Below are 14889 nucleotides of genomic sequence, written 5' to 3' on the forward strand. Positions count from 1 at the left end.
TCACAGAAGGAAATCACATGGCTGGTTATCAACATAAAAAGGGCGTTATCCGTGATAACGCAATAGAAGCACTACTGCACGATCCGCTCTTTAAAGTTCGTATTGAAACAAATCACAAAGGTAAAGGCAGCTTTCGACGTAAAGCGAAACACGCTAAGAAAGGTAACTGGGAGGCCAGTGGTAAAGAGAGCTTTACCACTGGCCTTCTGAATAACCACAGGTTGCCAATAATGCGGTCTATGCCCGAGCGCGTGATTTCAGACTTTCAACCATTACCGCGATGATAATGATAACGCCTTTTACAACCTGCTGGTTATAACCGGAAATATTCATCAGGTTCATCAGGTTAGAAATCATACTTAAAATAAATACGCCGATAAGAGTATTAACCACATTACCACGCCCTCCGGCCAGACTGGCACCTCCTACTACTACTGCAGCAATAACATCCAGCTCAAACCCTATAGAAAGCACGGGCGAACCAACACCGGTACGGGTTGCCGAGATAATACCTGCAATTCCACACCCAAACGCGCTGATCGCATACACGGCCAGCTTATAGATATTCACGCGTATACCGGCAAATCGTGTTGCCATCTCGTTTGAACCGATGGATATAACCAGACGACCAAATACTGAGTTCTTGTAAACCAACTGACAAAGGATGGCGAAGCCCAGCAGTACGTAAACCGGGAGGGGGAGATCGAGAAAATATCCTGTGCCAAAATTTACAAAAGCATCGTTATCGATAAAAACCGGCTGGCCATTGGAAATAATCAAAGCCAGACCACGCGCAATAGTCATCATTGCCAGCGTAGCTATGAAGGGCGCTATATTGAACCATGTCACTAACATTCCTGAAAAAGCACCCATCAGCGTCACCATGCCTACGCCTGCTACCAACGCTGGCCACAATCCTATGTCCGGTATCATCAAGCCAACTACGACGGAAACAAACGCCATAATTGAGCCGATCGACAAATCAATTCCCCCCGTCAAAATGACAAACAGCAGTCCCAGCGCTGCCAGACCCAGAGGAACACTCTGTCGTAATACGTTAGTAATATTATCTGCACTGTAAAAACGGTCGGAGAGAAATGCAGCTATTACAAGCATACAAATAAAAACTAAAATAGTTGAGTTATCTAATAAAAAACGACCAATGCGCTTTCTGGGAGTAAATTCTACGTTATCTTTTTCTTTAGTGATTGATTGCATCATCTGATTTTCCCTCAGGCTGCGCTATTTCTTGGAATGGCATAGCGCATGATATTTTGTTCTGATATCTCATCGCCAATAAGTTCTTTGGTCAACTGACCTTCGCTCATTACATAAACGCGGTGGCTCAGATTGATGACCTCGACCATTTCTGACGAGATGACCAGGATGGAATAACCGCGTTTCGCCAGTTGATGAATAATGTTATAAATCTCAACTTTCGCACCGACATCAACACCACGGGTAGGCTCATCAAGAATAAGAATATTGCAGTCAGTGTTTAACCATTTGGCAATCACCACTTTTTGTTGATTACCGCCGCTGAGGCTGGCGATAGTATCTTCGACCGAACCTAGTTTAATATTCAGTTTTTTACGAAGGGATTGGCTAACCTCCTGTTCCTGACGCCGATTGATAAATCCCATCATACGGCTGATAACGCTGAGATTAGTCAGGGTCATATTTTCCCTGATTGGGCGAACTAAAATTGCTCCCTGTTCCTTACGGCTTTCAGGCACCAGTCCGATACCATGACTCATTGCCTGGGCAGGAGAACCTATCTCAATTTTTTTTCCTTCTTTAAATACAGTACCTGCTGACATTTTATCAATACCAAACAGGCAGCGTGCAATCTCTGTGCGCCCGGAACCGATTAAACCAGCCAGGCCGACAACTTCGCCTTTACGCAGCGTCAGACTGATATTTTTCAGGAGCGACCGAGTCGAGAGCTCTTTAACCTCAAGCATCACTTTCTCTTCAGGCAAGCCTTTATCAGGGTAAAGACTTTCCAGTTTTCGTCCGACCATGTTAGTGATAATGTCCTCCTCGCTACACAGGGTCGGATCTAAAGTTATAACGGTCTCACCATCTTTAATAACGGTAATCTCATCTGCGATTGCCATTAATTCCTCAAGGCGGTGAGAGATATAAATGATGGTCACACCGCGCGATTTAAGCTTGCGCAGCTGCTCAAAAAGGATAGCGACCTCTTTTCCTGAAAGAACAGCGGAAGGCTCATCAAGGATTAAAATGTTAACGTCTTTGGCCAGCGACTTAGCAATCTCAACCATTTGTTGATAAGCAACGCTTAAATCACCGGTACGTTTGCATGGGTCGATTGAAAAACCTAATTCATTAAGAATATGCGAGGCACGCTCATTCAATCGCTTCCAGCGCACAATGCCCTTTCCCATACCCAGATCGTCAAGAAAGATATTCTCTGCCACCGATAAATCTGGTGAAAGCGCCAGTTCCTGATAAATAATGCCAATCCGGCTCTCTTTACTGTGAGCGGGCGTAGTGAAGTTTTTCTCTTCACCATGGATGAAGATTTTTCCGCTGTCTTTTGTATAAATGCCAGACAGGATCTTCATCAGGGTAGATTTGCCTGCCCCATTTTCTCCGATGATGGCGTGAATGGTGCCCGTATGCACCTGCAAATTAATGGCTTTAAGTGCATGAACTCCGCCAAAGCTTTTTTTTACCTGCTGAACGTCAATAGCATACTGGTTCACGTTTTAACCTCACAGATATCCCCCTCTCTGGAGGGGGCTCATCATCAGAAAATCGCGTCGGCTTTGTAATACTGAGCCACGTTGTCTTTAGTAATGACAATCGTTGGGATATAGCTATAAGGTGGGAAATCTTTTTTGCCACCCTGATATTGTTCAATAATATTTAGTGTGTCGCGGGTAAGCAGGTCGGGGTTATTCGATGCTGTTGCTTGTAGTTCGCCTTTTTCTACGGCTTCCAGTCCCTTTTTATAGCCATCATGAGCATAGACTTTCACCTGGTCTAATTTATTGGCTGCCTTCAGTGCGCGGATTGCCCCTAAAGCCATATCGTCCATCTCACTGTAAACACAATTAATTTTATTTCCCTGAGCAACGATCATATCTTCCATCGCTTTCAAACCACCTTGCTGATCCCAGTTTCCCCATCCCTGACTCAGGACGGTTAGCTGTTTATGACCATATTTTTTTTCCTGGGCTTCTGTGACGCCTTTCAGAAAATTATCGCTACGTGCCTGACCGACCAGATTACCGGCATTGCCGCTGACTAATACGCAATTCATAGGTTTATCGCCAAACTGGCTCACCGCAAATGCCCCTAACTGTCTGTTATTCTCTGCATTGTTAGCCTGAACACGGGTGATAACTTTGGCTTTTAATGAAATGTCGCTGTCAATAATCACAACCGGCACTTTGGCGCGTTCCGCCATTTTAACAATACGCTGGCCTGCTTCAGGATCTTGCGGATTAAGCACCAGATAGTTAATCCCCTGAGAAAGCATATCCTCAACGTCTGCAATCTGTTTATTCAGGTCACCGCGTGCATCGGTAGTAACCAATTCATAGTTTTTCTCTTTTGCATGGATTTTCATATATTCGGTCAACCCATTAAAGAAAGCGCCGTTAAGCGTGCGGTTAGCAAAACCAATTTTAAGTTGCTCAGCTGCGCTTGCAGATAATGAGGTGGCTGCGCCAGCTAACAGCATGCACACTAAAAGCTTTTTCATTTTTAATCCTCTTCAATTATAGGGGCAGGGTAAAATGCTTATTTTCTTATTGGTGAGTTGAAGTCAGTGCTGCTTTTTCCAGGCATTCGACAGATTCTCGTATCAGCTGGATAAAATTGGCTTTACCCGCAAGCGTGGAGAAAAGGGCATTATCACTGGCAAATGCTTTGACAGGATCTTCACTCTGATACCAGGCGTGAACTTGATGAGGGTCGAGAATGCCATCTTCGTAGTTGTACGGCAGCGAACCTTCATGCCATCGCCGCATAAACAGGAAAAAGAGCGCGGGAAGTTTTGCACATGCACGGGGTGTCTCCCCTTGCTCATAACGCGTGATTAACGTTGGAGTGATAAATCCAGGTATTTTGGAAAGGCCATCGGCCGCTACACGCTGATTGGTATCCTTGATATAAGGGTTACCAAAACGCTCGAGAATTACATCCCGGTAGCTTTCCAGATCAAGCGGAGAGGGAGTCAGGCAGGGAATGACATCTTCAGTGACATAGTCCCAGGCTAACTGATAAATAGCCTTTACATGCGTACTTTCGTCAATGAAAGAGAGGCCCTGGAGGGTTCCCGCCCATGCAATAGCGCTGTGGCTGGCATTAAGGATGCGAGTTTTGGCCTCTTCATACGCCTCCACATTGTTCACCAGCGCTACGTCTACTTTTTCCAGCGCCGGGCGCTCAGCAGCAAATTTATCTTCCACCACCCACTGAATAAAGGATTCTGCCATTACGGGTGCAGCATCACTGATGCCCAGTGCCGTTTTTACCCTGGCTGCAATGTCGGGAGAGGGGCGTGGTGTAATGCGATCCACCATAGTATTGGGGGTTGTCACCGATTCTGCCAGCCACTTCAGTAATCCATCTTGTTGGCGCAACGTGAGAAATTGTACCAGGCCGTCACGAAAGTGCTCACCGTTTTGCCGCACATTGTCACAGCACATCAGGGTAATCGGCCCAGCCTGTTGTTCCATTCTTCGTTGCAGGATATGCGCAATAGCACCATAAATGGTGCGAACACCTCCTTTTAGGTCAAGGTCAACATCCCTGTTGCTCTTATCCAGTACCCGATGAGAATCAAGATAATAACCTCCCTCTGTCACCGTAAATGAGATCACTTTGGTCTCTGGCGCAGCGCCCTCAGCAATCAATGCTGCCAGCTTAATATCCCACGGAATGATTTTTTTGATTACGGTGATTTTTTCATATTCCCGCTCTCCCGCCGGGGAAACGGTTTCAAGTACATACTCCCCCTTTTGCCGTTCGAGTATGGAAAGCAGCGTTTCCGCGTCATCTCTGATGTTACCAAGAGCAATATGCCACTCTACAGCGCTGTCGCCCCCCTGTTGCAACAGGCGATTAAGATAGCAGGCTTGATGGGCGCGATGAAATGAACCGGCCCCGATATGTACCCATTGTAACGTCTGCTGCGCTGCCATGATTGTCTCCCGAAATGGTCATTTGCCCATTAACAGGGCTTTTGAAAGTTCACGTAGCGTAAATGAATAATTGCCCCTCTAAAGAGCATTAGCTCACAAATGTGATTAATTTGTGTGTAAATGGTTAAAAAAACCTTGCCGTCAGATAACGTGAGGCCAATATTGCTGAAATTGGCAAAAAACAGGTGAGGGGAGTAGAGGATGAAAAGGACGATTACAACCCATACCGCTGCCCGCGCCGCATGGTTGTATTACATTACCGGCTACACTCAATATCAGATTGCCGACTGTCTTGGCGTCTCGCGTCAGGTTGTGCAGCGTCTCATCGCCAGGGCTTCTGCAGAAAATTTGATCTCATTTCAAATTATGCACGCCGTGTCGGATTGCCTGAAGCTGGCCTCTGCACTTGTTTTGAAATACAACCTGCAATTTTGCCAGGTTGTCCCTTCTGCGGGACTGGCGCCTGCCGCGTGCCAGAAGATGGTGACATCTGCCGCTGCCAGCGTCATGGCCAGCCTGCTTTCTGCAACGCCGGGAATGACGATTGCGTTGGGGTCAGGCAGGACACTGCGCGCTGCAATTGAAAAAATGCCCGACCTTACATATTTCCAGCATCATTCTGTTTCTTTACTCGGTGCGATGACTGCCGATGGAACCACTACGCGGTACGACGTGCCGCTGTGCATGGCGCAAAAAACCGGGGGGAAATATTTTATTGTGCCAGCCCCAATGTTTGCTGATAACGCACACGATCGCGACCTCTGGTGCAATAACAGGATTTATAAAACAGTTACTGAAAAAGCCAGAATGGCCGATATGACTTTTCTGGGGATCGGCGATATTGCGCAGAATTGCCCGATTTTTCTTCAGGGATTTATCAACAGGGAAGAACTGGACAGGCTGCTGGAACTAGGCGCGGTGGCGGAGGTGGTCGGCCATATTGTTGATGAGAATGGCATGCTGATAAAAAGTGAGTTAAAGCAACGTCTAACCAGCATAGCGCTTCCGCAACGACCGGTCAGGCCAACCCTGGCTTTTGCTGGCGGAGCTGATAAATATCAGGCAATTGAAGCCGTATTAAAAGGAAGATGGATTAATGGATTCATTACTGATGAAGAGTCCGCACGCTATTTACTGCGGGGGGAGTTGCCAGAAAGAAAAACGCTGTAGGATTAATAAAAAATCTCCCGCCCCAGGGGCAGGAGACTGTTCAATAAACAGGACGTGATTTTATCCTCACTGGCAGGATATCAATTGCCGGTATTTTGCTGCTTCAGCAAGTCGCGAATTTCCGTGAGCAGAGTCTCTTCTGCACTGGGTTTAGGCGCAGGCTTTTCCACTTCTTTCTTCTTATGAAGCTTGTTCATCAGTTTAATTGCCATAAAGATGGCGAACGCTACGATGATGAAATCAAATACCGTCTGGATAAAAATACCATACTGCATGATAACGGCTGGAGTATCGCCAACGGCTGGTTTCAATACCCAGGCGAACGATTTGAAATCTACCCCACCAATCAGTAACCCCAGCGGTGGCATAATAATATTCGCCACCAGAGATGAAACGATTTTACCAAATGCCGCACCAATAATGACACCGACCGCCAGATCGACAACGTTGCCGCGCATCGCAAAATCGCGAAACTCTTTGAATAAACTCATTGTTATCTCCTTTCCTGTGCCAATTGTTAAGTCTAACAAACGATCTGGCTTTTTCCATAATCATGAATGAAATAATGAATAATCAGTAAGATAAAGCAGCCAGCCGTCAGGCTGGCGTACTGATTCAGAGGAAGAAGGGGCTTGGCTGGAAAAGACGTTCAACGTCCGAAACAAACTTTTTGTCGGTCAGGAACATCACCACATGATCGCCTTGCTCAATCCGCAGATTGTCATTGGCTATCATCACGTCGTCCCCCCGTACAACTGCACCAATGAGGGTTCCGGGCGGTAGTTTGATATCATCGATCAATCTGCCCACCACGCGTGAGGTCGTTTCGTCACCATGTGCAATGGCTTCAATAGCTTCAGCCACGCCGCGGCGTAGTGACGAAACACTTACAATATCCGCTTTACGAACATGTCCCAACAGAGCCGATATTGTCGCCTGCTGTGGCGAAATGGCAATATCAATAACGCTACCCTGAACGAGGTCGACATAGGCCTTGCGCTGAATAAGCACCATCACTTTTTTCGCCCCCATGCGTTTAGCCAGCATGGCCGACATAATGTTGGCTTCATCATCATTGGTGATCGCAATAAACAGATCGATCTGATCGATATGCTCCTCTTCCAGTAATTCCTGATCCGAAGCGTCACCATAAAACACAATGGTATTTTGCAACAATTCAGCCAGTTCAGCGGCGCGTTGCTGATCGCGTTCAATCAGCTTAACGCTGTAGTGTTTCTCCAGCCGCTGCGCAAGGCCAGACCCTATGTTACCGCCACCGACAATCATAATGCGTTTATACGGTTTTTCGAGACGTTGATATTCGCTCATTACAGCGCGAATATGCTGGCTCGCCGCAATGAAGAATACTTCGTCTCCCGCCTCCACGATGGTGGAACCCTGAGGGCGGATAGGGCGATCCTGACGGAAAATGGCTGCCACGCGGGTATCAATATGCGGCATATGTTCCCGCATTACCGCCAGAGCATTACCTACTAACGGGCCGCCATAATAAGCTTTTACCACCGCCAGGCTGACTTTTCCTTCAGCAAAGGGCACCACTTGCAGCGCGCCCGGATACTCGATCAGACGATAAATATTATCAATAACCAGCTGTTCCGGAGAGATCAGGTGATCGATAGGGATCGCTTCAGGAACAAACAGTTTCTCTGCATCACGGATGTAATCTGGCGCACGAATACGGGCTATACGGTTAGGCGTATTAAAAAGGGAATAGGCAACCTGACAGGCCACCATATTGGTTTCGTCCGAATTGGTCACCGCAACCAGCATATCAGCATCTTCGGCACCCGCTTCACGCAGTACCCTGGGGTGCGAACCGTGCCCCTGGACTACACGAAGATCGAATTTATCCTGCAGCTGACGCAATCGGATCGAATCAGTATCTACCACGGTGATATCGTTGTTTTCACCAACCAGGTTTTCGGCAAGCGTGCCACCGACCTGACCGGCGCCAAGAATGATTATTTTCATTGTGCTTCAGTCTGCTTCGTGGGAAGTCAGGATGGCCGGAAAACTTCTTCCGGCCGCGGCAATTATCGCTTAATTATTTTGGCGTAGAAGAACCCGTCACCGCCTTCGGCAACCGGGAACACCTGCAGCCCGGGCCGCTCAGGCTCACCTGTTTCTGTCAGAATGGCATCTTCGTGACGCTGAAGGAAGTCTGCAACCTGCAAATGGTTTTCTTCCGGCAAAATGGAGCACGTTGCATAAAGCAGCGTGCCGCCTGATTTCAAATGAGGCCAGATCGCTTCCAGGATTTTTTGCTGCAGGGCGGCCAGCTCGACTATGTCACGATCGCGACGCAACCATTTGATATCCGGATGACGGCGAATGACGCCAGTGGCTGAACAGGGCGCATCCAGCAAAATACGGTCAAACTGACGCTCGCCGCACCAGCTCTCGGGGAAGCAGCCATCTCCCACTTTCACTTCAGCGGTCATATTCAGTCGCTGGAGATTTTCAACAATTCTGGTCAGGCGTTGCGCATCAATATCCACGGCAAGCACTTTTGCCTGGGGAGCAGCCTCAAGAATATGCGTGGTTTTCCCGCCAGGGGCAGCACAGAGATCAAGTATCTCTTCTCCGTTCTGAGGATCCAATAAAGCGACGCATCCCTGGGCCGAAGCATCCTGCACAGTAACCCACCCTTGATCAAAACCGGGAAGCTGTGAAACCGGGCAGGGAGCTTCAAGCATTAAAGCATCAGCATGCACCGGATCGGGTTCCGCCATCTTCCCGGACTCCTGCAGCAGGCTCAGCCATGCCTCACGCGTGTGGTGCTGACGGTTAACACGGAGCCACATTGGCGGTCTTTGATTATTTGCTGCAACAATGGCTTCCCACTGCTCTGGCCAGGCGCGCCTGAGCCTTTCCAGCAGCCATTTAGGATGCAGGTATTGCTGATCGCCCCTGTTCATCTGCTGGGTTAGCTCTTCCTGCTTACGCTGGAACTGGCGCAGCACGCCGTTTATCAACCCTTTGAATTGCTGCCGCTTCAGGGATACCGCCCCTTCCACCGTTTCGGCCAGAGCCGCATGCGCGGGGATACGGGTATAAATCAGCTGATAAAGCCCCACCATAACTAAAAAGTGAATGGTGCGTTGCTTGCCTGTCATCGGGCGTTCCATCAGTTGACTGATGATCCACTCCAGTTGCGGAAGGGTGCGTAATACCCCATAGCAAAGCTCCTGCAGTAGCGCTGCATCTTTATCGGCAACGCTTTTTTGCGCAATGGGCAGCACAGTACTCAGGGATTGACCCTGCTCGACCACTTTTTCAATAGTCTGGGCAGCAATGCTGCGCAAGTTGGTATTTTTTTTCATAGGGATCGCAAATCAAAATCTGCCCGGCAGCGTGCCGGGCGAAGCATCAGGCAAGGATATTGCCTGGCGTGAACCATTCCCGACGGGAATTCAGCAGGTCCTGAGCTTTCATCGGTTTTTTACCGGCAGGCTGCAACTCTTCGATATTCAACACGCCATCAAGGGTCGCAACCTGAATCCCCATTTTATCAGCCTGAACTATCTCGCCCGGCTGTTTATTAACATGGGGGAGGACGGTAGCTTTCCAGACCTTTATTGACTGATCGTCAACAGTGAAATAGCTCACTGGCCACGGATTAAAAGCCCGGATGCATCGTTCAAGCTGCGCAGCGGAGAGCTGCCAGTCAAGCCGGGCTTCTTCTTTGCTCAACTTCTCCGCATAGCTGACCAGCGTCTCATCCTGCACTTCTGGCTGAGCACGCCCTTCTGCCAGCGCCGATAAGGTGGCCAGCATCCCCTCAGGTCCCAGCGCAGCCAGCTTGTTATAAAGCGTGGCGCTGGTGTCGTCTGGCTCGATAGCGCAGGCGAGCTTATAAAGCATATCACCGGTATCAAGCCCGACATCCATTTGCATAATGGTCACGCCGGTTTCATCATCACCTGCCCATAAGGCACGCTGAATGGGGGCCGCGCCGCGCCACTTAGGCAACAGAGAACCATGCACGTTAATACATCCAAGCCGGGGCATCGCTAACACAGGGGCTGGAAGGATAAGACCGTAAGCCACCACCACCATAATATCGGCGTTCAGGGCGGCAACCAGCTGCTGGTTCTCTTCGGGGCGTAAAGATTTGGGCTGAAAAACAGGCAGGTTGTGCTGTTCAGCCAGCTGTTTGACCGGACTGGCGGTGACTTTATTCCCCCGGCCCGCTGGACGATCCGGCTGAGTAAATACGCCAACCACGTTATGGCCAGAAGACAAAAGCGCGTCAAGATGACGCGCTGCAAAGTCAGGAGTACCGGCAAAGATTATATTCAAGGCTTCGGACACGCTCTTCCCTTATTCAGGCTCGTGTTAATCACGGGCGTTCTGACGATAAAGCTTTTCCAGTTTCTGACGAATACGCTGACGCTTCATGGGCGACAGGTAATCAATAAACAGCTTACCGACCAGATGATCCATTTCATGCTGAATACAGATAGCGAGCAGACCGTCGGCCTCCAGCTCGAAACTGTTACCGTCCCGATCGAGGGCACGAATTTTCACTTTTTCGGCACGCGGTACCAGGGCACGCTGTTCAGGGATAGAAAGACAGCCCTCTTCAATGCCCGTTTCGCCACTTTTTTCCAGCATTTCCGGATTAATTAACACCAGTCGTTCTTCGCGATTTTCCGACACATCAATCACGATAATGCGCTGATGAATATCCACCTGCGTGGCCGCCAGCCCGATGCCCTCTTCGGCATACATCGTTTCAAACATATCATCAACGATGCGCTGAATGGTGGCATCTACTTCTTTAACGGGTTTCGCAACGATGCGCAGGCGCTCGTCAGGAAAATGTAATACCTGCAAAACTGACATAACTTTCCAGATCTGTGTTCAAGGGATTAGATATTTATCTTTCTTATTGTAGACATTTCGGGCGGTGATTGACAGCATTCCCGCTATGTTAGCCGGGCAGATTCAACAGGGATTGTGAAATGACACCAACGGAGATTTGGTTACGCCTTTCTGGCGTTTCGGGAATAAGATCGGCGCAGCGAATCCAGATAGTAGCATCGTTGATTCGCCTGGGTATGGCTGGTAAACAGGAGTTGACTGAAGCAGGATTGAGTGAGGAACAAGGCGCGACGTTTCTGAACTACGATCCCGTTACGCTTGATAAAACGCTGTGCTGGCTGGATCACTCCGACCATCATCTTCTGACCTGCGACAGCGCAGACTATCCGACACGGCTACGAGAGATCTCTTCCTTTCCTCCCTTGCTGTTTATTGCCGGCAACCCCGAGCTTTTAAAAACCCCACAAATTGCCGTTGTAGGCAGCCGCAAATGCTCACTGTATGGCAGAAACTGGGGAACCTACTTTTCGCAGGTTTTAGCCTTAAGCGGCCTTACCATCACCAGTGGTCTGGCATCAGGCATTGATGGCATTGCCCATCGTGCGGCTCTGGAGGCTGGTGGGAAAACGCTGGCAGTATTAGGCAGCGGTTTATGCCACCTTTATCCGCAACAGCACAAAGGGCTGGCAAAAGAAATTATCGGGGCAGGAGGCGCCGTCATTTCTGAATATCCTCTTGCCATGACCCCGCAGCCGCAAAATTTCCCGCGCCGCAACAGAATCATTAGCGGACTGAGTCTGGGAGTATTGGTAATAGAAGCTGCAATGAACAGCGGTTCTCTGGTGACAGCAAGGCTGGCTCTGGAACAAAATCGTGATGTTTATGCCTTGCCCGGCGCTGTAGGAAATCCGGGAAGTGAAGGGCCTCACTGGCTTATTCAGCAGGGCGCATTATTGACCGCGCATCCTGATTCTATCCTTGAGCAGCTGAGAAGCGACCTCAAATGGTTACCTGTAGCTCAAAATTCAATAATATATTCGCATGAGGAGGGCAATACGCCATTGCCATTTGCTGAGGTGTTGGCTAACGTAGGAGATGAGGTTACACCTGTTGACGTCGTCGCTGAACGTGCCGGCCAACCTGTGCCAGCCATCGTAGCTAAGCTGCTTGAGTTGGAGTTAGCAGGGTGGATCGCAGCTGTACCCGGCGGCTATGTCCGATTGAGGAGGGCAAGCCATGTTCGACGTACTAATGTACTTATTTGAAACGTATATCCACAACGAAGCTGAAATGCGCGTTGATCAGGATAAATTAACTGATGATCTAACCGATGCCGGTTTTCATCGTGAAGATATTTATAATGCGTTGAACTGGTTGGAAAAGCTTGCAGATTATCAGGAAGGGCTTGTTGCACCGATTCTGCTGGCTACCGATCCGCTGTCTATGCGTATCTACACCGAGGAAGAGAGCCAGCGTTTAGATGCCAACTGTCGGGGCTTTATTCTGTTCCTGGAGCAAATTCAGGTGCTGAATCTGGAAACCCGCGAAATGGTTATCGAACGTATTATGGCCCTGGATACTCTCGAGTTTGATCTGGAAGATCTCAAATGGGTGGTGCTGATGGTGCTGTTTAATATCCCTGGATGTGAAAACGCCTATCAACAGATGGAAGAACTTCTTTTCGACGTCAATGAAGGAATTGTGCACTGAAGATCCTCTTCGTGTAAGAAATGTTATGAATAAAACAGCGCTTTTCGCTGTGCGAAAAAATGAGCCCTGCCCTGAATGTGGGGCAGAATTAGTTATTCGCTCCGGCAAACACGGCGCTTTTCTCGGCTGTTCGCACTACCCCGAGTGTGAATACATTCGGCCCTTAAAACATCAGGCCGATGGTCACATTGTTAAAGTTCTTGAGGGGCAGTTCTGCCCGGAATGTCAGTCAGAGCTGGTTTTACGCCAGGGGCGATTTGGCATGTTTATTGGCTGTAGCCATTATCCGGAGTGCGGACATACCGAGGTAATTGATAAGCCCGATCTGACGACGCTCTCCTGCCCTCAGTGTCAGCAGGGGAAACTGGTACAGCGCCGCTCACGCTATGGCAAAACCTTCCATGCTTGCGATCGCTATCCTGACTGTCAGTTTGCGGTGAACTTTACCCCTGTGGAAGGTGAGTGTGAGTTTTGTCATTTCCCCCTTTTAATTGAGAAAAAAACGGCACGCGGGTTAAGGCGTTATTGCGCCAGTAAAGCCTGTGGAAAGCCAGTGACACCAGGAATCAGAAGTGAAGAATAAGTTTTTCCCCGGCACGCTGGACGCCTGTCTGGTACAGCTTCAACAGGGCGCCGTTATTGCCTATCCTACCGAAGCCGTCTTTGGCCTGGGTTGCGATCCTGATAGCGAGTCTGCCGTGACGGCCTTGCTGACATTAAAAAAGCGACCCGTTGCAAAAGGGCTGATTTTGATCGCTGCGGACTATGCGCAACTGCTCCCCTATATAGATGACTACGCACTTTCTGATGAGCAGAGAAAGAGAATGCTGGCGGCCTGGCCCGGGCCGGTGACATGGGTAGTGCCTGCGCGGGCAACGACGCCTCGCTGGCTGACCGGGCGGTTTGATTCCCTTGCTGTACGTGTCACTAACCATTCTGACGTGCAAAGTTTGTGCAGGGAATTTGGAAAACCGCTGGTTTCAACCAGCGCTAACCTTACGGGACTTGAGCCTTGCCGTACGGCTGAGGAAGTTCATCAACAATTTGGCCCGCAGTTTCCTGTTCTGATGGGAACAACCGGCGGACGCCAGAACCCGTCAGAAATTCGCGATGTCGTCACTGGCGAACTGATTCGTCAGGGATAAAGGAAATAAGATGCACACTTTCGCCGTGTTTGGTAATCCGATAGCCCACAGCAAATCTCCCCGAATTCATCAACTATTTGCCGAGCAGACCGGGCTCCCTCATTCATACGGGCGCATTTGTGCACCGGTAGAGGGGTTTGCCGCTTCTTTAACTGAGTTCCTTGCCCAACAGGGAGAGGGCGCGAACGTTACTTTACCCTTTAAAGAAGAAGCTTACGCACTGGCTGATGAACTGACTGAAAGGGCTTCAATGGCCGGGGCGGTAAACACGGTCAAGAGACTAGAAGATGGACGGCTGCTGGGCGACAACACGGACGGCATCGGCTTATTGACAGATCTGCAACGTCTGAATCTTATCAAACCTGGCGACAGAGTTTTGCTGATAGGGGCTGGTGGGGCTGCCCGGGGAGTCATCCTGCCTTTACTCTCCTTCGGTTGCTCCCTGACAATCACCAATCGTACGCTTAGCAAAGCTCAGCTGCTGGCCGACGTTTTTCAGCATGCGGGTGGCGTTAATGCGAAGGCAATGGATCGGCTTGCTGGTGAGCAGTTCGATCTGATCATTAATGCGACTTCCAGCGGGATAGGGGGAGAAATTCCGGCAATCCCCGCTTCGTTGATCTCATCTTCTCTCCGCTGCTACGATATGTTTTACCAGGCGACAGCCACGCCTTTTCTAAGCTGGTGTGAGCAGCAGGGCGCGAAGGAAATGGCTGATGGATTGGGAATGCTGGTGGGGCAGGCCGCGCACTCTTTCTTTCTCTGGCACGGTAAGCTGCCCGATATCACCCCCGTTATTGCCGTTATGAAGGCGGAACTTCAGGGGTAATCAGGCT

16 protein-coding genes are annotated in these 14889 nt (G+C 49.4%); 7 read left to right on the top strand and 9 right to left on the bottom strand.

Annotated elements, in window-relative coordinates; genetic code table 11:
• Window positions 1–17: 17 nt before the first annotated feature.
• Window positions 18–284, top strand: a complete 267-nt coding sequence (locus tag Q3V30_RS02150) for an alternative ribosome-rescue factor A (protein WP_306210041.1) — start codon at window positions 18–20, stop codon at window positions 282–284.
• On the opposite strand, the gene Q3V30_RS02155 is transcribed toward Q3V30_RS02150, so the two are convergent.
• From Q3V30_RS02155 to dalD, 4 genes are read right to left on the bottom strand one after another with little or no spacing between them, the layout of a single operon-like run.
• Window positions 238–1218 carry an ABC transporter permease gene (locus tag Q3V30_RS02155; RefSeq protein WP_306213289.1) on the bottom strand — a complete coding sequence of 327 codons (981 nt, stop codon included), beginning with the start codon at window positions 1216–1218 and terminating at the stop codon, window positions 238–240. The genes Q3V30_RS02150 and Q3V30_RS02155 overlap by 47 nt on opposite strands.
• Before the next feature lie 14 nt (window positions 1219–1232).
• Window positions 1233–2732, bottom strand: coding sequence for a sugar ABC transporter ATP-binding protein (locus Q3V30_RS02160; protein WP_306210043.1), 1500 nt, complete (start codon window positions 2730–2732; stop codon window positions 1233–1235).
• 44 nt (window positions 2733–2776) lie between these two features.
• Window positions 2777–3736 carry a substrate-binding domain-containing protein gene (locus tag Q3V30_RS02165; RefSeq protein ID WP_306210045.1) on the bottom strand — a complete coding sequence of 320 codons (960 nt, stop codon included), beginning with the start codon at window positions 3734–3736 and terminating at the stop codon, window positions 2777–2779.
• A gap of 46 nt (window positions 3737–3782) precedes the next feature.
• A complete protein-coding gene (gene dalD, locus Q3V30_RS02170; RefSeq protein ID WP_306210047.1) occupies window positions 3783–5180 on the bottom strand; it encodes a D-arabinitol 4-dehydrogenase in 1398 nt (465 codons plus the stop codon).
• A 201-nt stretch (window positions 5181–5381) separates the two neighbouring features.
• On the opposite strand from dalD, the gene Q3V30_RS02175 reads away from it, so the two are divergent.
• Window positions 5382–6350, top strand: coding sequence for a sugar-binding transcriptional regulator (locus Q3V30_RS02175; RefSeq protein ID WP_306210048.1), 969 nt, complete (start codon window positions 5382–5384; stop codon window positions 6348–6350).
• Window positions 6351–6430: 80 nt separating this feature from the next.
• On the opposite strand, the gene mscL is transcribed toward Q3V30_RS02175, so the two are convergent.
• From mscL to def, 5 genes are all read right to left on the bottom strand, one after another.
• Window positions 6431–6841, bottom strand: coding sequence for a large-conductance mechanosensitive channel protein MscL (mscL, locus tag Q3V30_RS02180; protein ID WP_306210050.1), 411 nt, complete (start codon window positions 6839–6841; stop codon window positions 6431–6433).
• Between the two features lie 124 nt (window positions 6842–6965).
• Window positions 6966–8342, bottom strand: coding sequence for a Trk system potassium transporter TrkA (gene trkA, locus Q3V30_RS02185; protein WP_306210052.1), 1377 nt, complete (start codon window positions 8340–8342; stop codon window positions 6966–6968).
• A 62-nt stretch (window positions 8343–8404) separates the two neighbouring features.
• Window positions 8405–9694, bottom strand: coding sequence for a 16S rRNA (cytosine(967)-C(5))-methyltransferase RsmB (rsmB, locus tag Q3V30_RS02190; protein WP_306210054.1), 1290 nt, complete (start codon window positions 9692–9694; stop codon window positions 8405–8407).
• Between the two features lie 46 nt (window positions 9695–9740).
• A complete protein-coding gene (gene fmt / locus Q3V30_RS02195; RefSeq protein ID WP_306210056.1) occupies window positions 9741–10685 on the bottom strand; it encodes a methionyl-tRNA formyltransferase in 945 nt (314 codons plus the stop codon).
• 24 nt (window positions 10686–10709) lie between these two features.
• Window positions 10710–11219, bottom strand: coding sequence for a peptide deformylase (gene def, locus Q3V30_RS02200; protein WP_306210058.1), 510 nt, complete (start codon window positions 11217–11219; stop codon window positions 10710–10712).
• A 119-nt stretch (window positions 11220–11338) separates the two neighbouring features.
• Between def and dprA the strand changes: the two genes are divergently transcribed.
• From dprA to aroE, 5 genes are read left to right on the top strand one after another with little or no spacing between them, the layout of a single operon-like run.
• Complete coding sequence (gene dprA, locus Q3V30_RS02205) at window positions 11339–12463, top strand: DNA-protecting protein DprA (RefSeq protein WP_306210060.1); 1125 nt, start codon at window positions 11339–11341, stop codon at window positions 12461–12463.
• Complete coding sequence (gene smg, locus Q3V30_RS02210) at window positions 12435–12908, top strand: DUF494 family protein Smg (protein WP_034899681.1); 474 nt, start codon at window positions 12435–12437, stop codon at window positions 12906–12908. The genes dprA and smg overlap by 29 nt, the downstream gene beginning before the upstream one ends.
• Before the next feature lie 25 nt (window positions 12909–12933).
• Window positions 12934–13491 (top strand): DNA topoisomerase family protein, encoded by a 558-nt coding sequence (locus Q3V30_RS02215; RefSeq protein WP_306213290.1) that lies wholly within the window; start codon window positions 12934–12936, stop codon window positions 13489–13491.
• Complete coding sequence (gene tsaC / locus Q3V30_RS02220) at window positions 13481–14053, top strand: L-threonylcarbamoyladenylate synthase type 1 TsaC (protein WP_306210063.1); 573 nt, start codon at window positions 13481–13483, stop codon at window positions 14051–14053. Before Q3V30_RS02215 ends, tsaC begins: the two co-directional genes overlap by 11 nt.
• Before the next feature lie 10 nt (window positions 14054–14063).
• A complete protein-coding gene (aroE, locus tag Q3V30_RS02225; RefSeq protein WP_306210065.1) occupies window positions 14064–14882 on the top strand; it encodes a shikimate dehydrogenase in 819 nt (272 codons plus the stop codon).
• Window positions 14883–14889 lie beyond the last annotated feature (7 nt).

The sequence above is a fragment of the Erwinia pyri genome (assembly GCF_030758455.1).
Lineage (GTDB): Bacteria > Pseudomonadota > Gammaproteobacteria > Enterobacterales > Enterobacteriaceae > Erwinia > Erwinia pyri.